Source organism: Streptomyces sp. NPDC050704 (genome assembly GCF_040654355.1).
In the GTDB taxonomy this organism is placed as follows: Bacteria; Actinomycetota; Actinomycetes; order Streptomycetales; family Streptomycetaceae; genus Streptomyces.
In genome coordinates this window covers 21,365-39,732 of sequence record NZ_JBFAHW010000051.1, presented here as the reverse complement: position 1 = coordinate 39,732, position 18,368 = coordinate 21,365, and the positions used below count along the sequence as shown (strand labels likewise).

Annotated in this window: 20 protein-coding genes and 1 pseudogene; 11 read left to right on the top strand and 10 right to left on the bottom strand. The window is 71.8% G+C overall.

Annotated features, from left to right (window positions below; all coding sequences use genetic code 11):
* Nucleotides 1-23: 23 nt before the first annotated feature.
* The 3 genes from AB0I18_RS27890 to AB0I18_RS27880 form a co-directional block, all read right to left on the bottom strand.
* Entirely contained in the window at nt 24-710 is a 687-nt protein-coding gene (locus AB0I18_RS27890; protein WP_363108333.1) for a phosphatase PAP2 family protein, read from the bottom strand.
* Nucleotides 711-787: 77 nt separating this feature from the next.
* Nucleotides 788-1,720: a M56 family metallopeptidase gene (locus tag AB0I18_RS27885; RefSeq protein ID WP_363108332.1), complete on the bottom strand. Its 933-nt coding sequence runs from the start codon at nt 1,718-1,720 to the stop codon at nt 788-790.
* A gap of 150 nt (nt 1,721-1,870) precedes the next feature.
* Nucleotides 1,871-2,410 (bottom strand): DUF5134 domain-containing protein, encoded by a 540-nt coding sequence (locus tag AB0I18_RS27880; protein ID WP_363108331.1) that lies wholly within the window; start codon nt 2,408-2,410, stop codon nt 1,871-1,873.
* Nucleotides 2,411-2,601: 191 nt separating this feature from the next.
* Here AB0I18_RS27880 and AB0I18_RS27875 point away from each other — a divergent pair, with 191 nt between their 5' ends.
* Both AB0I18_RS27875 and AB0I18_RS27870 read left to right on the top strand, forming a co-directional pair.
* Nucleotides 2,602-4,269 (top strand): FUSC family protein, encoded by a 1,668-nt coding sequence (locus AB0I18_RS27875; RefSeq protein WP_363108330.1) that lies wholly within the window; start codon nt 2,602-2,604, stop codon nt 4,267-4,269.
* Nucleotides 4,266-4,856 carry a MarR family transcriptional regulator gene (locus tag AB0I18_RS27870; RefSeq protein ID WP_363108329.1) on the top strand — a complete coding sequence of 197 codons (591 nt, stop codon included), beginning with the start codon at nt 4,266-4,268 and terminating at the stop codon, nt 4,854-4,856. Before AB0I18_RS27875 ends, AB0I18_RS27870 begins: the two co-directional genes overlap by 4 nt.
* Before the next feature lie 12 nt (nt 4,857-4,868).
* Here AB0I18_RS27870 and AB0I18_RS27865 read toward each other — a convergent pair whose 3' ends face one another.
* Complete coding sequence (locus AB0I18_RS27865) at nt 4,869-5,636, bottom strand: VOC family protein (RefSeq protein WP_363108328.1); 768 nt, start codon at nt 5,634-5,636, stop codon at nt 4,869-4,871.
* A 192-nt stretch (nt 5,637-5,828) separates the two neighbouring features.
* Between AB0I18_RS27865 and AB0I18_RS27860 the strand changes: the two genes are divergently transcribed.
* On the top strand, nt 5,829-6,758 hold the full coding sequence (locus AB0I18_RS27860; protein ID WP_363108327.1) for an N-acetyltransferase: 930 nt from the start codon (nt 5,829-5,831) through the stop codon (nt 6,756-6,758).
* Nucleotides 6,759-6,822: 64 nt separating this feature from the next.
* Complete coding sequence (locus AB0I18_RS27855; RefSeq protein ID WP_363108326.1) at nt 6,823-7,650, top strand: SDR family NAD(P)-dependent oxidoreductase; 828 nt, start codon at nt 6,823-6,825, stop codon at nt 7,648-7,650.
* 6 nt (nt 7,651-7,656) lie between these two features.
* On the opposite strand, the gene AB0I18_RS27850 is transcribed toward AB0I18_RS27855, so the two are convergent.
* A complete protein-coding gene (locus AB0I18_RS27850; protein WP_363108365.1) occupies nt 7,657-8,676 on the bottom strand; it encodes a LacI family DNA-binding transcriptional regulator in 1,020 nt (339 codons plus the stop codon).
* Nucleotides 8,677-8,826: 150 nt separating this feature from the next.
* On the opposite strand from AB0I18_RS27850, the gene AB0I18_RS27845 reads away from it, so the two are divergent.
* Nucleotides 8,827-10,227 (top strand): endo-1,4-beta-xylanase, encoded by a 1,401-nt coding sequence (locus tag AB0I18_RS27845; RefSeq protein WP_363108325.1) that lies wholly within the window; start codon nt 8,827-8,829, stop codon nt 10,225-10,227.
* Between the two features lie 117 nt (nt 10,228-10,344).
* On the opposite strand, the gene AB0I18_RS27840 is transcribed toward AB0I18_RS27845, so the two are convergent.
* Nucleotides 10,345-11,421, bottom strand: a complete 1,077-nt coding sequence (locus tag AB0I18_RS27840; RefSeq protein WP_363108324.1) for a Ppx/GppA phosphatase family protein — start codon at nt 11,419-11,421, stop codon at nt 10,345-10,347.
* A 185-nt stretch (nt 11,422-11,606) separates the two neighbouring features.
* Between AB0I18_RS27840 and AB0I18_RS27835 the strand changes: the two genes are divergently transcribed.
* The 3 genes from AB0I18_RS27835 (at nt 11,607) to AB0I18_RS27825 (ending at nt 13,163) form a co-directional block, all read left to right on the top strand.
* Complete coding sequence (locus tag AB0I18_RS27835) at nt 11,607-12,047, top strand: CBS domain-containing protein (protein WP_363108323.1); 441 nt, start codon at nt 11,607-11,609, stop codon at nt 12,045-12,047.
* A gap of 68 nt (nt 12,048-12,115) precedes the next feature.
* Nucleotides 12,116-12,484 carry a DUF6479 family protein gene (locus AB0I18_RS27830; protein WP_363108322.1) on the top strand — a complete coding sequence of 123 codons (369 nt, stop codon included), beginning with the start codon at nt 12,116-12,118 and terminating at the stop codon, nt 12,482-12,484.
* A gap of 145 nt (nt 12,485-12,629) precedes the next feature.
* Nucleotides 12,630-13,163: a flavin reductase family protein gene (locus tag AB0I18_RS27825; RefSeq protein ID WP_363108321.1), complete on the top strand. Its 534-nt coding sequence runs from the start codon at nt 12,630-12,632 to the stop codon at nt 13,161-13,163.
* Between the two features lie 73 nt (nt 13,164-13,236).
* On the opposite strand, the gene AB0I18_RS27820 is transcribed toward AB0I18_RS27825, so the two are convergent.
* Nucleotides 13,237-14,292 carry an SMP-30/gluconolactonase/LRE family protein gene (locus AB0I18_RS27820; protein WP_363108364.1) on the bottom strand — a complete coding sequence of 352 codons (1,056 nt, stop codon included), beginning with the start codon at nt 14,290-14,292 and terminating at the stop codon, nt 13,237-13,239.
* Nucleotides 14,293-14,345: 53 nt separating this feature from the next.
* Nucleotides 14,346-14,982 (bottom strand): annotated as a pseudogene (locus AB0I18_RS27815) (diguanylate cyclase).
* A 179-nt stretch (nt 14,983-15,161) separates the two neighbouring features.
* Between AB0I18_RS27815 and AB0I18_RS27810 the strand changes: the two are divergent.
* Both AB0I18_RS27810 and AB0I18_RS27805 read left to right on the top strand, forming a co-directional pair.
* Nucleotides 15,162-16,127, top strand: a complete 966-nt coding sequence (locus tag AB0I18_RS27810; protein ID WP_363108320.1) for an LLM class F420-dependent oxidoreductase — start codon at nt 15,162-15,164, stop codon at nt 16,125-16,127.
* A gap of 17 nt (nt 16,128-16,144) precedes the next feature.
* On the top strand, nt 16,145-16,516 hold the full coding sequence (locus AB0I18_RS27805) for a VOC family protein (protein WP_363108319.1): 372 nt from the start codon (nt 16,145-16,147) through the stop codon (nt 16,514-16,516).
* Between the two features lie 37 nt (nt 16,517-16,553).
* On the opposite strand, the gene AB0I18_RS27800 is transcribed toward AB0I18_RS27805, so the two are convergent.
* Nucleotides 16,554-16,940 carry a VOC family protein gene (locus tag AB0I18_RS27800; protein ID WP_363108318.1) on the bottom strand — a complete coding sequence of 129 codons (387 nt, stop codon included), beginning with the start codon at nt 16,938-16,940 and terminating at the stop codon, nt 16,554-16,556.
* A 184-nt stretch (nt 16,941-17,124) separates the two neighbouring features.
* Between AB0I18_RS27800 and AB0I18_RS27795 the strand changes: the two genes are divergently transcribed.
* The gene (locus AB0I18_RS27795) at nt 17,125-17,673 is read left to right on the top strand and encodes an N-acetyltransferase (RefSeq protein ID WP_363108317.1); all 549 of its coding nucleotides are present in this window, start codon (nt 17,125-17,127) and stop codon (nt 17,671-17,673) included.
* 11 nt (nt 17,674-17,684) lie between these two features.
* Here AB0I18_RS27795 and AB0I18_RS27790 read toward each other — a convergent pair whose 3' ends face one another.
* Nucleotides 17,685-18,368 carry a glycerophosphodiester phosphodiesterase family protein gene (locus tag AB0I18_RS27790; RefSeq protein WP_363108316.1) on the bottom strand — a complete coding sequence of 228 codons (684 nt, stop codon included), beginning with the start codon at nt 18,366-18,368 and terminating at the stop codon, nt 17,685-17,687.

Below are 18,368 nucleotides of genomic sequence, written 5' to 3'. Positions count from 1 at the left end.
GTGGGGCAGGGGCGGCCGTGCCGTCAGCGGAGCTCCGCGTCGCCCCGGAACCTCGTGTACGTCCCCACCGCCAGCGCCACCACCAGGGCACCCAGGAGCCAGCCGCCGAGCACGTCCGTCGGCCAGTGCACGCCCAGCCAGATACGGGTCAGGCCCACACCGATGACGGACACCAGCGCGAGGGTCAGCGCGATACGCCACAGGACGCGTCCGGCACCGTACAGGCGCAGGAGCCAGAGCAGCAGGCCGCACACCACCACGGCCGTCAGGGCGTGGCCGGAGGGGAAAGCCGCGTAGTGGGCGGAGTCCACGGGGTCGGGCCAGACGGGGCGCTCCCGGTCGATCGCCGCCTTCAGCCCCTGCTGCAGCAGGGTGCCGAGTACGGAAGCGGCGGTCAGCCAGAGGGCGAGCCACCATGCCGAGTGGCGCAGCACCAGCCACAGCACGGTGACGGCGCACAGGGCGCGCATCGTCCAGGGATCCCACACCCAGTCGGTCAGGATGCGGAAGGCCTGGGTCGTGTCGGGATCGTCGACCGCCCAGCGGTGGCTGGTACGGGCGATGTCGCCGTCGAGGGACATGAGCGGGTGCCAGGACATCGCGACCAGGACGAGCAGCAGTACGGAGGGAACGGCGAGGGCCGCCGCCACGCGCAGGGCGATCCCGGGAGTCGGCGTGTGGGGCGGCGAGTCGACGGGTGGGGAGTGCATGCACCGATCCTCGCCGACGGGTGGGGACGGAGGCCAACCGGGGTGTCCGGCCTGCTGTGGGTTCGCTGTGAGTGCGGCTACCCCAGGGCCCGCAGACCCGGTACGAAGGTCACCAGGACCGGGATCACCGGCACCAGTGCCGCGGCGGCCGTGAGCCGGAGCCGACGGGCGGGCGGCAGGCGGTCCGGGGGAGTGAGCAGCCGGTGGACGCGCTGCGGGACATGGGACAGCGGGGTGGGACAGGGGCCGAACACGCCCCGGTCCTCGTTGAGTTCCACCAGCGCGAGGGCGGTCGTCAGCCGGCCGAAGCGGCGTGACGCCATGTCGTCGGCGGCGAGTTCGACCAGCCGGTGCATCTCGTCGCGGAACGCCGCGAACACGGGGACCTGCGGGAAACCGTTGGCCAGCGCGCCCGAACAGTGCAGCAGCCAGTCGTGCCGGGCCCGCGCGTGGCCCTGCTCGTGGGCGAGCACCGCGTCCAGCTGCCGCCCCTTGAGGCGACGCAACGCGGCCGTGGTGATGACGAGTTGGGGCGCCGCCCCGGACAGCCACCAGGCGTCCGGACGCGCGGCCTCAAGGACGACGAGGCGGTCGCTGCCGGGCTCCTCGCCGGGCAACAGCGGGGCGCGTACGAGGAGTTCGGCCCGCCGCTGACGGCGTCGCGCCCGGGCCCGGGCGATCTCGCGGACCAGCATCGCCGCGCTCCAGACACCGCCCAGCGCGAGTGTCACGGCGGTCGTCGCGGCCCACGGCCCACCGGCGAGCGCGTACGCCTCCACGACGGTGGCCGGCGCGGGGGCGAACACCTGGCCGCGGACCGCCTGCCAGGCGGCGGCCGCGCTGAGCGTCATCGACAGCGCGCAGCACAGCAGGACGGCCACCACCACGCACTGCCACATCCACAGGGCGACCACCGGTTCGCGGTCCAGCCAGACCGTTCGCGCGAGCAGCCGCGGAGCGACAACGGCGGCCAGGGCGCCGAGCAGCAACAATGCCGCGGGGACCATCATGGGCGCAGCCTATGAGCGGGGCGGTGCCGGAGGATACGGGCTGTCGCGGCAAGTGACGCACACCACGGTTTCGTAAAGGAGCCACGGCCTGTGCCTGGCAGCACCGGCTCGGAGTGCGGCAGTACCGGCTCGGAGCGCGGCAGTTCCGGTTCAGAGCGTGAGAAGCATGGCGAGCATCCCGATGCCCATCGAGAGCCGGCAGGCCCGCGACACCTCCACGCGGTCGCCCCAGCCGGTCGTCCGGTGGCTGCCCCCGCCCCCGTGCCCGGCGACGGCGACCGGTACCAGCCGCGTGCCGGTCCACAGCACGTACCCGGTGAAGTACACGAGGAGTACCCCGGTCAGCACGGGAACCCCCGCGTGCGCCCCGCTCGCCATCACCGCCGCCATGTAGACCATCGCGGACGCCCCCACCAGGTGATGCAGATGGTGCGGACCGGTCCGTGCCGCCCACAGGGCGTGCAGTGCGGCCGCGCCGAACACGGCCGTACAGGCGACCCAGGCCCAGCGCGGCGGTGCGAGCACCGCCGCGGGCACGGCCATCGCGGCCATGCCGAACCCCATGAGGGCCTCGCCGCCCGCTGTGCGGCGCTGTTCCTCGACGGCGCTGCGCATGCGCAGCAGACAGTAGGCCCCGGTCGCCGCGCACAGCGCGACGAGCAGCCAGCCGGATGACGCCGGTCCGTGCACCGCGTACCTCCCGCTCGACGGTGTAGGGCAGTCCGGTCGAAGAGATGCCCGGGCCGAGCGGTGCGCAAGCGAGCGCAAGGAGGTACGCGGGGAGCGTGCGGGGGTGCATCGCGGCCATCGCGGATGGGGGCGTGGCATGGTGCGTCTCGGAGATATCTTTCACGAGTAAAACACCTGCTAATCTTATGGCTATGAGCAGTGCGCCACCCACACCCCCGCGCGTGCGCCGGCTGCCCCTCGCCGGCGTGCTGCGTATCGGCCGGCCCTCCGACATCTGGTTCAAGCCCGCGCTGAGCGTGGTCGTCGCGACGGGCGTGCCGAACCTGACGCTGCTGGCACTCGGCCGCCTCGACCTGGCGATGTACACGATGGCCGGGGCGCTCTGTGCGCTCTACGCCCACAACCTGCCGTACGCCGCCCGCGCCCGAGCCCTCGCCTGGCTCGCGCTCGGCATGCTCGCTTCGGTGGCGATCGCGCTGGTCGCGGCGTCGCTCACGTCCTCCGCCGTGGTCCTGGTGGCCGTCGGTGCGCTGCTCGCCGCCGTACAGAAGGCGCTGTGCGACGCGTCCCGCATCGGTCCGCCCGGACCGGTGATCTTCGTCTTCATCAGCTCGGCCTCCCTCTTCGCCCCGCAGACGATCGGCCAGGTTCCCGGCCACCTCGCGCTCGTCGCCGCGGCGGGCACCTGGGCCTGGCTCATCGGCATGGCACCCGCCCTCCTGCGCCCGCACGGGCCGGAGCGCTGTGCCACCGCCCGCGCCCTGAACGCCGCCGCCGCGTACGCCGAGACGGGCGGCGCGGGTACCGGCACGGCCACAGACCCCGGTCATGAGCGGGCCCGGGCCGCCGCGGCCGCCGCCGTGCACGCCGCCTGGCAGTCCCTGCTCGCCACCGGCGCCCGCTCGGAGCCGCGCCGCGCCCTCGAACGGCTCGTCGTCCGGGCCGAGGTCGCGCTCGCCGCCCCCGCCGACACGGACCCGGAGCGGCTGCGCTCCTGGGCGCGCGACCTGCGCGGGACGAACCCCGTGCCGCGCGTGCACCTGGCGTCGGCGGCCGACGAACTCCTCGGCGTGGAGGCCGAACCGGCCGTCGGAAAACGGCCGTTGGTGAGCAGGCTCGGCCCGCTCCTGCCGCTCGCCCTGCGCACCGCGCTCGGCTGCGCCCTCGCCGGGTACGTGTCGCTGGCGCTCGGGGTGGGACGGCCGTTCTGGGCCCTGGTCACCGCCGCCTCGCTCTACCAGGCGAACATCGCCCTGACCTGGAGCCGCGGGGTGCAGCGCGTCGTCGGCAACCTCGTCGGCGTCCTGCTCTTCGCGGCGGTCGCCCCGCTGGCCCACCTCGGCCCGGCCGCGCTCGTCCTGTGCTGCCTCGCCTTCAACTTCGGCGCCGAGGCCCTGATCAGCCGCAACTACTGGCTCGGCAGCATCTGCGTGACCCCCATGGCCCTCCTGATCACCGAGTTCGCGGGCTACCAGGCGCCCGGCGAACTCATGACGGACCGGCTCGTGGACACGTTCGTCGGCGCGCTGGCCGGCTTCGTCGCGGCCGTCGCGGTCACCAACCGGCGCGCCGGCGACTGCGTCGAGGACGCCCTCGGCGCCGTGGAGAGCGCCCGCGAGCACGCCGCTCGACTGATCGCCGCCGACCGCCCCGACCTCGGTGCGCTGCAGTCCGCCCGCCGTCACCTGGCCGCCGTGCTCGTCGAGTTGCGCGCCACGGCCGACGCGGCGACCGGCGAGTGGTGGCAGCGTGCCCTGCCGGCGGAGCGGGTGATGCTCGCCGAGCGGGCCGGACACCGTACGCTCGCGGCGACGGTACGACGACAGGGACTGCACGCTCTGGAGGGCGCACAGGCATGACGGCAGCGAACGGGCGGGCGGTCACCGGAGGCGGCACGGTCGGCGACGAGAGGACCGAGGGAGACACGGCCGGGCGGCCCGTCGCGGGGGACACCCTCGCCGCGGTGGTACGGCAGTGGCAGACGGTCCACCCCGGCCTCGACACCGGACCCATGGAGATCATCGGCCGCATCAACCGCAGTGCCGCGCTCCTCCAGCAGGCCGAGGACGCGCCACTGCGCCATGCCGGGCTCACCCGCCCCGAGTTCGACCTCCTCGGTGCCCTGCGCCGGACCGGTCTCGAACTGACCCCCGGTGAACTGGCCCGCGAGACGTTCTCCTCCGGCGCCGCGGTCACCAAACGGCTCAAGCAGCTCACCGAGCGCGGCCTGGTCGAACGCCGCGGCGACACCCGCGACCGCCGCGTCGCCCATGTGCGCCTCACGGACGCCGGACGTGACCTCGTCGACGGCATCCTGCCCGAACAGCTCTCGTACGAGACAGCCGTCCTGTCCGGCCTCGACGCCGACGGGCAGCGGGAACTGGCGGCGCTGCTCGGCGAGTTGCTGGTCCAGCTGGAAGGCCGGCTGCGCGCTCCGCGCGTCTGACGGTCACTGCATTCAGCGGCCTTCTCCGCCGGCCTTGTAGATACCGAACACCGCCCCCTGCGGATCCCGGAGCACCGCGATGCGCGGACCCTCCGGGACCGAGGTGGGTTCCATCAGCAGGCGCCCGTCCGCCCGCGTAGCGGCCCCGGCGGTGGCGTCGACATCCTCGACGGCGAAGTACGGCAGCCAGTGCGGGGGCACCTCGTGCGGGAACTTGTCGCCCATCTCGACCATGCCGCCGAAGTCGGCGCCGTCGATGCCCCACTGCGTGTAGAAGTCGGAGGCGTTGACGGTCCAGCCGAACACGGTTGTGTAGAAAGCGGTGACCGCCTCGGTGTCGCGGGTCATCAGTTCGACCCAGGCGAGCGAGCCCGGCGCGTTGAACAGACCCGCGCCGGGGAAGGTCCGTGCCTGCCAGAGCTGGAAGACCGCGCCGCCCGGGTCGGCGACCACCGCGAAGGTGCCCAGGTCGAACACGTCCATGGGGTCGAGGACGACCGTGCCGCCCGCGTCCCGTACGGCCTGGACGGCCGCCTCCGCGTCGGACACCGCGAACGACACGTTCCAGGCGACGGGCTGCGACTCCTGGAAGAGCGGGGTCAGGGCGGCGACGGGCGCGTCGCCGAGGTGCGCGAGGGTGTAGCCGCCCGCCTCCGGACGGGGGTCCGTCTCCGGGCGCCAGCCGAAGATGTCGGCGTAGAACCGCTTGGCCGCCGCCAGGTCACTGGTCCCCAGCTCGGTCCAGCAGGGGCCGCCGGGGACCGGCTTGTCGAACTTCATGGCCATCCCTCTTTCCGACGTCAGGCATCCGGCGTCCGACAGGAGCGCTCCTCCTCGCACGCTAGACCCGGGTCGCGGGCCCGGCCAGCCGGCGGAAAACCCCGTGGCGGGACCATCCGGCGCGGCGTACCCTCACCCGCGTACCGCACCTCATGGCGGCCTCCTCACGCTCACCGACCAGGAGGTCCCCGTATGTCCGCGCCCACGGTGCGCCCCTTCCACCGCGACGACCGCGACCAGCTCACCGAGCTCGTCAACTCCCACGTCGCCGCCGTCGTCCCCGGTGTCTCGGTCTCCGTGAACACCGTGCTCAGCGACATGACGCGACAGCCCGACGAGTTCATCACCGACCCCTGGGTGGCCGAGCGGATCACCCTCGTCGCCGAGCAGCGCCGGTACGTGGTCGCCGGCGCGCATCTGCTGCGCTACCGGGCCGACGCCGAGGTCGGCGAGCACTACCGGGACGCCGGTGAGATCGACTGGTTCGTCTGCCATCCGCCCGCCTCCTTCTGGCCGGACTCCGAACAGGCCGCCGACCTGCTCATGGCGGCCTGTCTGGCTCAACTGGCCCGCTGGAACGTCCGCGTCCGCTACGCCGACGGCGCCCTGCCCGCACCGGCCGTGTACGGCGTTCCCCGGCCCTGGCCGCACATCCGGGCCGCCTACGAACGGGCCGGTTTCCGGCACACGGGCCATACGGAGATCCTGCTGATCGCCGAGGTGGCGGACCTGCCGTCGATCGCGCCCCTGCCGGGTGTCTCCGTCGACCGCACGCTCGGCGAGTGCGGCACCCGGTTCACCGCCCGCACCGACGGGCGGGCGCTCGGCTTCATCGAGGTCGACACCGCCCTGGACCGCCCCGAACGCCATGCCCGCGGCGGTGGCCTCGCCGACATCGGCAACTTCCACATCGAGCACCCGACGGACGGACTGGAGCAGTGGCTCCTCGCCCAGGCCGCCCACTGGCTGCGGCTCTGCGGAGTGCGGAGGCTGCTGGCGTACGAGTCGTCCGACGACACCGAAGACACCGATGCCGCCGACGCGATCCGCCGCCTGACCACGGCCGGTTTTCACGAGCTGACCCGCACGGACCGCGGATGGGAGCACCGGCCGGAAGTCTGACGGCGGCGTCTCGATATTGAACTTGCTGGTTCATTTAGTTGGTCTGATTGGTACTGTCGGCCTCATGACGAAGACCTTCGTGATCACAGGTGGCACCGATGGCATCGGCGCGGCCGTCGCCCGAGCCCTGTTCGCAAGAGGCGACCACGTCGTGGTGGTCGGCAGGAACCCGGAGAAGGGCCGGCAACTGGCCCGTGAGGCGGACCGGACGCCGGGAAGTCTCGCCTTCGTCCCCGCGGACCTCAGCCTGATGTCGAGTACCAGGCGCACTGCCGACGAACTGGCCGGGGCCTACCCGAGGATCGACGGCCTCGTCCTGTGCGCGCGTTACTTCCGGACCGGCCGACGGGTGACCCCCGAAGGGCTGGAGGGCAACTTCGCGCTCTTCTACCTGAGCCGTGTGCTGCTCGGCCACGGCCTGCTCGGCGCCCTCGAAAAGTCCGAAGGACCGGTCGTCGTCAACGTGGCCGGGCCGGGCCAGGACACCCCGGTCGACTGGGACGACCTGCAGAGCGCCGGACAGTACGACGGCGTGCGGGCGATGTTCGTGACCGGGCGGCTCAACGATCTGCACGGCGTCACCTTCGCCGAGCGCCATGGCGCGGGGCCCGTGCGATACGTGCTGTTCCACCCGGGCACGACCTCGACGAGCTTCGCCGGCGAGTACGACGCTCCGACAGCGGCGTTCATCGAACGGCAGAAGGCGTCGGCGAAACCGGCGACCGCTGTCGTACCCCCGATCCTCGGACTTCTCGACACACCGCCCAAGGAACCGCTCAGCGCGTTCAGCCTGTACACGAGGCTGGCCGTGCAGGCCGAGTTGTTCTCGCCCGAGGCGGCGGCTCGACTCGCCGGCGTCACGGACGACTTGCTGAAGCCCTATCTGAACTGACCGGCGTCAGTCGACAGGCGGCGCCGTGCTCGCCCGCACGACCAGTTCGGTCGCCAACTCCACCCGGGGCGAGTCGAGTTCCTCGCCCCGGGTGAGCCGCAGGACCGTACGCACCGCCATCTTCCCCATCTCGGCGAGGGGCTGGCGGACCGTGGTGAGCGGGGGAGACGACCAGCGGACTTCCGGAAGGTCGTCGAAACCCACCACGCTCATGTCCTCCGGGACCCGCAGCCCCCGCCGGCGCAGTGCCTCGACCGCGCCCATCGCCATCTGGTCGCTCGCTGCGAAGAGAGCCGTGGGCGGTTCGGTGAGGTCGAGCAGGGCGGCGCAGCCGGTGAAACCGGCCTCGTGGTAGAAGTCGCCGGGCACGATCAGCGACTCGTCGGCGCTGATCCCGGCACGGTCCAGGGCCGCGCGGTAGCCGTCGAGGCGGGCCCGCGAGCAGAGCAGCCGGGGTGGGCCCGCGACGAAACCGATCCTGCGGTGGCCGAGCCGCAGCAGATGTTCGGTGGCGGACATCCCGCCCGCCCAGTTGGTCGCACCGACCGTGGGCGCGTCGAGGGCGGGAGAGCCCGCCGGGTCGATCACCACGAGCGGTACACCGAGGCGGCGCAACTCCTCGTGCAGGACGGGCTCCAGGACGGACGTGACCAGGATGACGCCGTCCGAGGCGCGGGCCCGGAGGTTCGTCATCCACTGGCGGGCGTCGCCCGTACGGCCGTGGATCGCCGAGACGACCGTGCCGATGCCCGCCGCGTGCGCCACCTCCTCCACGCCCCGGATGATCTCCACCGCCCAGGGGCTGTCGAGGTCGTTGAAGACCAGGTCGAGCAGCGCGGCACGGTCCCGGGAGGCGGTCGGCCGCCTGCGGTAGCCGTGCCGGTGCAGCAGGTCCTCGACCCGGGCGCGGGTACCAGGCGACACGTCCGACCGGCCGTTGACCACCCGCGAAACGGTCGGTACGGAGACTCCCGCCGCGCGGGCGATCTCCGTGATCGTGACCTTGCCCCGGGCGTCCCGCGCCACCCCGTCCCCGGCGTCCCCTTCGGTCAACTGCCCCACCTCCGTTGACGGTTACCCCGCACACCTCTACCGTTCCGGACGCACTCTCGAAACTTTGCAGAAGTCTTCCGGAAATTCCGGAAGTGACGTGAAGCCATCATGAGAGGGACGTCCATGAAGCTCCAGAGCTTACGCAGAACCGCGTTGGGCACCTTGGCCGCGGCCTCGCTGGTGATCGGGGGAGCCGTCTCCGGTCACGCCGCCGACAGTCCGCAGCCGGGGGCCGCCGCCGAGCCCGTACTACGAGACCTCGCCGCCGCCAAGGGCATCTACTACGGCACGGCCGTCACGGCATCCAAGCTCAACGGCACGTACGGGGCCGTCGTCGGCGAGCAGTTCGACTCCATCACGCCCGGCAACGAGATGAAGTGGGAATCGGTCGAGCCGACCCGCGGCAGCTACAACTGGTCCGGCGCCGACGCCGTCGTCGACTACGCCGAGGCGCACGGCCAGAAGGTCCGCGGCCACACCCTGGTCTGGCACAGCCAACTGCCCGGCTGGGTCAGCAACGGCAGCTGGACCGCCGACAGTCTGCGCACCGTCATGAACGACCACATCGCCGCCGAAGCCGGCCGCTACAAGGGACGCATCGACCACTGGGACGTGGTCAACGAGCCCTTCAACGAGGACGGCACACGCCGCCAGTCGGTCTTCCAGACGGCGATCGGCGACTCGTACATCGCCGACGCGCTGCGAGCGGCCCGCGCCGCCGACCCGACCGCCAAGCTGTACGTCAACGACTACAACGTCGAGGGCATAAACGCGAAGAGCACCGCCCTCTACAACCTGGTCAAGTCGCTCAAGGAGCAGGGCGTCCCCATCGACGGCGTCGGACTGCAGGCCCACCTCATCCTCGGCCAGGTGCCGTCCACGCTCCAGGCCAACATCCAGCGCTTCGCCGACCTCGGCGTGGACGTCGCGATCACCGAGCTCGACATCCGGATGACCGTCCCGCCCACCAGCGCCCAACTCACCCAGCAGAAGGCCGAGTACAAGGCGGTCACCAACGCCTGTCTCGCCGTGGCGCGCTGCGAGGGCGTCACCGTCTGGGGCTTCACCGACTCCGACTCATGGATCCCCGACGTGTTCGAGGGCTACGGCGCGGCGACCCCGTACGACGAGAACTTCCAGCCCAAGCCCGCCTACTACGGCATCGCCGAGGCCCTCGGCTGGAGCGACGGCGGTACGAATCCGACGGGCGCCTGCGCGGTGACGTACACCGTGCAGAACCAGTGGAACAGCGGCTTCACCGCGCAGGTCACGGTCAAGAACACGAGCACGGCGGCCGTCAACGGCTGGAAGCTGGCGTGGAGTTGGCCCGCGGGTCAGCGTGTGACGCAGGCCTGGAACGCCACCGTCACCCAGTCCGGCACGGCAGTCACCGCGGCCGACGCCGGCTACAACGCGGCGATCGCGCCGGGTGCGACAGCCACCTTCGGCTTCAACGGGTCCTGGTCCGGCGGCAACACCGCACCCACGGCCTTCGCCCTCAACGGGACCACCTGCACCGCCTGAAACGTCCGTGAGTCCGAACGCCCGTGGGTTCGCGGGTAGTAGACCTGACGCGCGTCGTACGTCCGGCGCGCGCTCGTGGGCCGGAGGACAGGTCATCCGGCCCACGAGCGCGCTCATCTATCCGGCACCGCCCGGGAGTTGAGTCCCGCTCCGGGTCCCGGTCCCGGCGGCCGTCGTGGTCGCGGTCTCGTCCTGGCCGACGGGCCGGAGGACCCGCGGCGGCGAGGCGTCCTGTTCCCGGAGGCTGGGGGCCGTGTCGTCCCACCAGTCGGCGTTGCCGTCCTCGATACAGCGCAGCAGGACTCCTTCGCGCAGTGCCCACGGGCAGATGGTCACCTCGTCGATGCCCATCAGCTTCATCGTGGTGTGCGCGACGATCGCCCCGGCCAGCGACTGACCGGCACGGGCGGCCGAGATGCCCGGCAGAACGGCACGCTCCGAGGCCGGCAGCTCCGCCAGCCGGTCGACGGCCCGGCGCAGATCGGTCCGGACCATGCCGCGTGGAGTGAAGGGGCCCGACCGGCCGGGCTCCGCGCCGCACAGGCGGCCCAGCTGCTGGAACGTACGCGAGGTGGCGACGGTCGTGCGCGGAGCCTCCCAGCGGATGCGGGCCGCGACGTCGCGCAGTTGGTGGCGTACGTGCCGGCGCAGCGCCTTGGTGCGGCGCGGTGACGGCGGATCCTGGCCGCGGAAGAACTCGCGGGTCAGCCGGTTCGCCCCCAGCGGCAGCGAGATCGCGAAGTCGGGCAGCTTGCTGCGGCCGAAGGCCACCTCCAGGGAACCGCCCCCGATGTCCAGCATGGCCAGCGGCCCGGCGCGCCAGCCCATCCAGCGCCGCGCGGCGAGGAAAGTCAGTTCCGCCTCGACCTCGCCGGGCAGGACGTGCAGCGGAATTCCGGTCTCCGCGGCCACCCTCCGCAGGATCTCGGGGCGGTTCGGGGCGTCCCGCACGATCGCCGTGGCGAAGGCGAAGGGCTGGGTCACCCCCCAGCGCCTGCCCTCGTCCCGGGCGGCCGTGACGGCCTCCACGACACGGGCCACCTGCTCCTCCGGCAGGCGGCCGCCGCGTTCCACGTATTCCGAGAGTCTCAGCCGGCGCTTGGCCGTGTGAACAGGCAATGGAACGGCCCCGTCCGTTTCCGCGATGACCAGCCGTACCGTGTTCGAGCCGACGTCAAGTACACCCATTCGCATCCCCTCCCAGTACCCGCGGCGGCCCCTGCCATGCGGCGGAGCGCGTACCAGGGCAGGTGGCGCCGCGACGGTACGGCGCCTGGATGGTTGGGCAGGGCCGCCCGGGGTATTGCGGGCGACGGCCCCCGAGAAGGCCGTGGCGCGGTCGGAGACCGGGAAGCGGCGACCCGAAAGGCGAATGGAACATGGTGCAGTTGGTGAACGACGTGATGACACCCGGCGCGATGACGGTGGAGCCCGATTCCCCGCTCGTCGACGCCGCCCAGCTGATGCGGGACCAGGATCTCGGCAGCGTCCTGGTCGTCGAGGGGGACAGGCTGGTCGGGATGGTCACCGACCGTGACATCGCGTTGCGCGTGGTGGCGGACGGCGGTGACCCGCGCGTCATCGACGTGCGCTCCGTCTGCACGCCGGACCCGATCTGCGTCGGTCCCGAGGAAGAGGCCTCCGAGGCGGTCGCGCTGATGCGGCGGCACGCGGTGCGGCGGCTCCCGGTGGTGGCGGACGGGCGGCCGATCGGCATGGTGAGCCTCGGCGACCTCGCCGAGAACCGGGACCCGAACTCGGCCCTCGCCGACATCAGCCGGGCCGCTCCCAGCCCTGGTCAGGGCACGGTCATGACGTAACCGGGCGGTTCGATCCGCTGCCCGCGAAGGACGCGCTCGGGCCGCCTCCCGCGAGTATTCTGGACCTTATGGACACCTTCGGCAGGGAGATAGCCATCCCGCACGAAGTCGTGGCCGGGTTGGCACCCTTCGTAGTGGGGGTTTTGATCACGGCGATGCTGATCGCCGCGGTGTGGTTCGGCATGAGGGTGCGCGCCCGCGAACCCGGCCCGCCGCGCCCCGAGGACCAGCCCCATCTGCCCGCCACCGGCGCGGTTCACGAGATCCGCGAGATGCGCGAGCCCGACGAGATGCCGCACAACGGCAGGGTCCTCACCCCGCACGAGCTGCGAGCTCTCGGCAATATGTCCACCCGCCGCGCCAAGAACCAGAAGCGGCCGATCTGGAACCGGAACAGCAGCGGAGGATTCGGCAGCGGAGGGCTCGGACACCACTGACAGTGCTCTGGCCACACCGGGCGAGCGACCGCGTGAACCACCGCCTTGAAACGGGGCGCCGAGCGGCGGGGAACGACGGGCCGCTCGGCGGCGTGCCGTCGCGGCCGTACACGGCCGCGTGGAGACCCACGAGGATGCGGAACCCATGGAGTCCTTCGTCGACCTGCTCGACTACCCTGTGTGCGTGGTGACCGCGGCGGCCGACGGGGAGGCGGAAGGCGAGAGGGAGCGGGCCGGCTGCCTGGTGGGCTTCGCCTCGCAGTGCTCGATCCGGCCGGTCCGGTTCATGGTGTGGCTGTCGAAGGCCAACCGGACCTTCCGAGTGGCGCGGTCCGCCGAACGGCTCGCCGTGCACCTGCTCGGCCCCGACCAGTACGCGCTCGCGGAACTGTTCGGCGGCGAGACCGGTGACAGCGTCGACGAGAGCGGCGAGCGCGTCGACAAGTTCTCCCGCGCCCCCTGGACCCCGGGCCCGGGCGGCGTCCCCGTGCTGGACGGAGCCCTCGCCTGGTTCGTGGGCCGGGTGGAGGGGCTCACGGACGCGGGCGATCACGTGGGCTTCCTGCTCAGCCCCGTCGCGGGCAGCGACGAGGCATCCGGGCGTGCCGGGCGTACGGGGCAGGAACCGCTCCGCCTGAGCGATGTCGGCGGCATCACGGCGGGGCATCCGGTCGACTGACCCCGTCGCCCGTCGCCCGTCGCCCGTCGCCCGTCGCCCGTCGCCCGTTGCGCCCAGCGCTCATCGAGTGATGTCACGCACCTTTGGGCAGCTCGCACACCGCGATCCCGTCCTCCAAAAGGCTGCCCAGGATCAGGCTGCCCTCGTGCTCGTACACGCTGGTCACCATCCGGTAGCCCGCCCTGCGACGCCTGAGGTCGTGGCGGACCCGTCCGTCGGGCCCGATACCCATCACACGGGCGACGGGCAGCGGGCGTATCCCCAGCGGGCGAACGGTCCGCCACACAGCGCGCCGCACCCCGACGGGCGCGTGATGCAGCCAGTCGAGGGGCGCTTGGCGCGGGCCCGCCAGCGCGACCCAGATCGTCCCGTCCGCAGCGCGGGAGAGGTTGTCGGGGAAGCCCGGAAGACTGTCGATGAGGGTGTCGCGGCGGCCGGCCAGCGGACCGGACAGCCACAGCCGCGTGAGCCGGTACGCGCCGGACTCCGCCACGACGACACAGGACCCCTTCTCCTTCTCCTTCCCCTTCCCCTCCGTCTCCTCTTCGTCGACGAGCACGACTCCATTGGCGAAGTGCAGCCCGTCCAGCAGGAGTTCGGGTTCGCCGCCGCCGGGCGGGAGCCGGAACAGCCGGCCGGTCGCCGTCCGTTCGATCAGATCGCCGAGCCACTCCCGCAGTCCGTAACGTCTGCTGGAGACGGTGAAGTACACGCTGCCGTCGGCCGCCGCGGCCGCGTTGCTGCAGAACCGCAGGGGCGCCCCCGCCACCCGATCGACGAGCACCTCGACGTGCCCGTCGGAGCCGGAGACGGAGCTGGAGCCGTGGCCGGAGTTGGAGCTGGGGTCGGCGTCGAGGCCGGGATCGGGATCGGGATCGGCGGCAGGCGTCACCCGCAGCAGCCCGCGCTCCGCGTCGCACACCAACACCCGTCCGTCCCGCAGGACTTCCAGTCCCAGCGGCCGCCCTCCGGTCCGGGCGATCTGCTCCACGCGAGCCGGGCCGTGCGGGTGGACGCGCAGAATGCGGCCGTCGCCCAGGCCGGTGAGTACGCGGCCCAGGTGATCGACGACCACGTCCTCGGGCCCCGTACCCCCGAGGGGGATCAGTCGAAGGAACGGCAGAACCATGGGCTCCGCCCGCCGCCCGGTCATGGAGAGTCCTGTCGTGGAACGTCGCGGTGTCATGAATGCCGTTGTGCCCGGATACAGCGCCTCAACTCCTCGGCGTACGGGAGTATCACCCCGGCGCCGATCACCACGCCCAGTCCCGCCAGGTACGCGGCGGACAGCGGCCTCTCCTTGGGCAGCAGCTTCCAGTCGTCGGGACGGCGCCCGCCGCGCAGGGCGGACCGGACCTCGTCCGCGTACAGGCACCCGGTGAAGGCCATCCCCGACAGCGGCAGCACCTCCAGGAAACTGTGGATGTGCTGCTCGATCGGGCGGACCTCGCGCTTCTCGGTCGCCAGCGTCACGTCGTACAGGGCGGTCGCGCTGTGGGCCGCCGCGGCGCCGCCCATGACGGACAGGACCAGCGGGTTGACGCGGGCCAGCAGTCCCATGGCGACCGGGATGCCGGCCTCGGTCAATCATGAGGGCGTGCACGACGGATTCCTTCGTGCCGCTGGTGTGCTCGATCCGGGTACGCCGGTGCATCCACCAGTCGGAGACCGCCGGCACGACCCAGAGCGGCAGCACTCCGTAGAGCAGGAACCGGCGGTTCGCGTCCTCGACATCCGCGGACGCGAGAGGGACCGACAGGTCACGTCCTCGCCGCCAGTGCCGCCAGGACCTGGTCGCGGACTTGCCGGACAGAACCATGAAAACCTCCGTCGGAACGCCAGGGTGTGCCGTGCCCGGCCCCGGTACCCGGCACAGGACGGCACACACGCGCCGATTCGGCCGGTCACCGGCGGACTGGATCGTCGCGAGGCGGGCACTCGGGCGCCGCCCCCGCGAGGGGCACGTTTCGGGTACCCGCGACCGGCTACTAGGAACACATGGTGCAAATCGGATACACGATGATGACCGAGCAGGCGGGGCCCCGCGACCTCGTGCGGCACGTGGTCGCCGCGGAACAGGCCGGATTCGACTTCTCCGTCACCTCCGACCACTACTTCCCCTGGCTGGAGGAGCAGGGGCACGCCCCGTACGCGTGGAGCGTCCTCGGCGCCGCGGCGCAGGCCACTTCCACGATCCCCCTGATGACGTACGTGACGTGCCCGACGACCCGCTACCACCCGGCCGTCGTCGCGCAGAAGGCCGCCACGACGCAGTTGCTCGCCGAGGGCCGCTTCCGGCTCGGGCTCGGTTCCGGCGAGAACCTCAACGAGCATGTGGTGGGCGGCGGCTGGCCCGCCGCGCACGTCCGCCTGGAGATGCTGGAAGAGGCGGTGGAGATCATCCGTGCCCTGCTCGCCGGCCGGAAGGTGAATCACCACGGCCCGCACTTCGACGTGGAGAACGCCAGGCTCTTCGACACGCAGGACGACGCGCCCCCGATCGGCGTCGCCGTCTCGGGCGAGCGCTCCGGAGCGCTCGCCGGCCGACTGGCCGACCTGGTGATCGCCACCGAGCCGAAGGCCGAGCTCCTTGACTCGTTCGACCGGCACGGCGGCAGCGGCAAGCCCAAGGTGGGCCAGCTGCCCGTCTGTTACGACCCCGACAGGGACGCCGCGGTCGACCGGGCCCACGACCAGTTCCGCTGGGCGCTCGGCGGCTGGCCGGTCAACTCCGAGCTGCCCGGTCCCGCGAGCTTCGCCGCGGCCACCGAGGCGGTACGCCCGGAGGACGTCGCCGAGACCATTCCGTGCGGCGACGACGTCGACACGTTCGTCGAGGCCGTACGCCCCTACGCGAGCGCCGGCTTCACGGAGATCGCCCTGGTCCAGGTCGGCGGCGACCACCAACTCCCCTTCATCGACTGGGCCGAGAAGAAGCTGCTCCCCGCACTGAAGGACCTGTGAAGGAAAGGACGGCGGCCATGGCCATCGCCAAATACTGCCTCGTAGCTCTGGACTGCCCGGACCCGTCGGCCCTCGCCGAGTTCTACGCAGGCGTACTCGGCGGCGAGGTCAAGCAGTACAGCGACCACTGGTACGACCTCTACGCCCCCGGTGACCACCGCATCGCGTTCCAGCGCGTCCCGGGCCACCGCCCGCCGGACTGGCCGCGCGCCGACGCCAACTCCCAGCAACTGCACCTGGATTTCACGGTGACGGACATCGAGTCGGCCCAGGCCCAGGCGCTGGCCCTCGGAGCCACTCCGCTCGACCTGGACGACCAGGACGGCCGTCGCCGGTTCCGGGTGTACGCCGACCCGGCCGGCCACCCGTTCTGTCTGTGCTGGGACTGACCACCGGGACCGAACGCCCGAGCGGCGGGCCACGGCCTCACGGCCGGTACCGCAAGGGATGGTCCGGCGGGACTTCGCAGATGACGATTTCGGTGCCGTCCGGATCCGCGAGCCACATCTCGATCAGACCCCACGGCTCCTTCACCGGAGGCCGCCGGATCTCGACGCCCGCGGCCACCAGTTCCTCGTACGCGGCCGTCACGTCGGCGACCTGGAGCCACAGTTTGAGGGCGGCGGAGGGGCGGTCCTCGGAGCGGCCCGCGACCTCCAGGAAGCCGCCGCCGAGGAAGTACACGGTGCCGCGCTCGGGGCCGGTGCCGAACTCGCGGTAGACGGGGAGGCCCAGCTTCTCGCCGTAGAAGTGGCGGGAGCGCTCGGGGTCGGTGGGGCGGAGCAAGGTCCGGCTGCTCAGTACATGCACCATGCACACGGAGCTTAAGCGGAATCGACGAAGTTCGGTGCGGTACAGGGCCCCGCAGGGGCGCGGGGAACTGCGCGACCAGCCACGGACGGCCCGCAGGAGCAATACCGCACTTGCCGCGGAGCGCTCGGTGGGAGCGTTACGCTCATCGGTGCCCGAGCCGCGCCAGAGACCGGAGTAGTGCTCCATGGACACCGCTGACACCACCGCCACCGGACTGACCTTCCGCGATGCCACCGACGCCGACGTGGACGCCCTCGTCGCGCTGATCGAGTCGGCCTACCGGGGGGACACCAGCCGCACCGGCTGGACCACCGAGGCGGACATCCTGGAGGGGCAGCGGACCGACCCGGAGGGCGTGCGCGCGGTGATCAAGTCCCCTGACAGCCGGCTGCTGACCGTCGAGCGCGGTGGTGCGGTCGTCGCCTGCTGCCAGGTCGAACACCGTGGCGACCACGCCTACTTCGGCATGTTCGCGGTCAGCCCCGCGCTCCAGGGCGCAGGCCTCGGCAAGGTGATCCTCGCGGAGGCCGAGCGCCTCGCCCGCGAGACCTGGGGCGCGCAGGCCATGCACATGACGGTGATCTCCGTACGCAACGACCTCGTCGCCTGGTACGAGCGGCGCGGCTACCGCCGTACGGGAGAGATGACTCCCTTCCCGTACGGCGACGAGCGTTTCGGCATTCCGCAGCGCGACGATCTCCAGTTCGAGCTGCTGGTCAAGCCGCTCGCATAATCGTTACGCCGTTACGCCGTGAAGCGGCCGGTGCGTTTGATCTCCGGGTAGTCGGTGGTCGCGCCGTCCAGCTCCAGGGCGCGTACCAGCCGCAGCTGATCCTGGGTGTTCACCACCCAGCCGATGATCCGCAGGTCCGCCTTGCGCGCACGCTCGACGATCTCCAGGGTGAGCCGCCGGATGTTGAGTACGAGGCTTGTGGCGCCGACCGCGACGGCCCGCTCCACGACGTCGGTGCCGAAGCGGCTGGCGACCAGCGCCGTGCGGACGCCGGGGACCAGGCGCGCGATCTCGGCGAGCGCCTCGTCGTGGAACGACAGCACCTCGACCCGGCCGACCAGGTCCCGCCGGTGCATGACCTCGGCGAGTGCCCGGGCCGCCGCGGTGTCCTTGATCTCGGCCTGGAGGGGGGCCGTGACGGCGTCCAGGACCTCCTCGAAGACCGGGATGCGCTCACCGCGGCCCGCGTCCAGCACACGCAGCTCGGCGAGGGTCTTCTCGGCGATCGGTCCCGAACCGTCGGTCGTACGGTCCACGTCGGCGTCGTGCATGACGACGAGCGCGCCGTCCTTGCTCAGATGCAGATCGAGTTCGATCAGGTCGAGGCCCGCGTGCTGGGCGGCGATGAAGGAGCGGAGGGTGTTCTCTGGTTCGACACCCATGATTCCGCGATGACCGATGGTGAGGAAGTTCAA

Coding starts and splice junctions, on each gene's coding strand:
- AB0I18_RS27835 (WP_363108323.1), top strand. CDS start 11,607: ATGGTGCAGTTGGTGAACGACGTGATGACACCCGGCGCGATGACGGTG.
- AB0I18_RS27810 (WP_363108320.1), top strand. CDS start 15,162: ATGGTGCAAATCGGATACACGATGATGACCGAGCAGGCGGGGCCCCGC.
- AB0I18_RS27860 (WP_363108327.1), top strand. CDS start 5,829: ATGTCCGCGCCCACGGTGCGCCCCTTCCACCGCGACGACCGCGACCAG.
- AB0I18_RS27800 (WP_363108318.1), bottom strand. CDS start 16,940: ATGGTGCATGTACTGAGCAGCCGGACCTTGCTCCGCCCCACCGACCCC.
- AB0I18_RS27840 (WP_363108324.1), bottom strand. CDS start 11,421: ATGCGAATGGGTGTACTTGACGTCGGCTCGAACACGGTACGGCTGGTC.
- AB0I18_RS27855 (WP_363108326.1), top strand. CDS start 6,823: ATGACGAAGACCTTCGTGATCACAGGTGGCACCGATGGCATCGGCGCG.
- AB0I18_RS27885 (WP_363108332.1), bottom strand. CDS start 1,720: ATGATGGTCCCCGCGGCATTGTTGCTGCTCGGCGCCCTGGCCGCCGTT.
- AB0I18_RS27865 (WP_363108328.1), bottom strand. CDS start 5,636: ATGAAGTTCGACAAGCCGGTCCCCGGCGGCCCCTGCTGGACCGAGCTG.
- AB0I18_RS27820 (WP_363108364.1), bottom strand. CDS start 14,292: ATGGTTCTGCCGTTCCTTCGACTGATCCCCCTCGGGGGTACGGGGCCC.
- AB0I18_RS27890 (WP_363108333.1), bottom strand. CDS start 710: ATGCACTCCCCACCCGTCGACTCGCCGCCCCACACGCCGACTCCCGGG.
- AB0I18_RS27870 (WP_363108329.1), top strand. CDS start 4,266: ATGACGGCAGCGAACGGGCGGGCGGTCACCGGAGGCGGCACGGTCGGC.
- AB0I18_RS27825 (WP_363108321.1), top strand. CDS start 12,630: ATGGAGTCCTTCGTCGACCTGCTCGACTACCCTGTGTGCGTGGTGACC.
- AB0I18_RS27830 (WP_363108322.1), top strand. CDS start 12,116: ATGGACACCTTCGGCAGGGAGATAGCCATCCCGCACGAAGTCGTGGCC.
- AB0I18_RS27795 (WP_363108317.1), top strand. CDS start 17,125: ATGGACACCGCTGACACCACCGCCACCGGACTGACCTTCCGCGATGCC.
- AB0I18_RS27845 (WP_363108325.1), top strand. CDS start 8,827: ATGAAGCTCCAGAGCTTACGCAGAACCGCGTTGGGCACCTTGGCCGCG.
- AB0I18_RS27875 (WP_363108330.1), top strand. CDS start 2,602: ATGAGCAGTGCGCCACCCACACCCCCGCGCGTGCGCCGGCTGCCCCTC.
- AB0I18_RS27805 (WP_363108319.1), top strand. CDS start 16,145: ATGGCCATCGCCAAATACTGCCTCGTAGCTCTGGACTGCCCGGACCCG.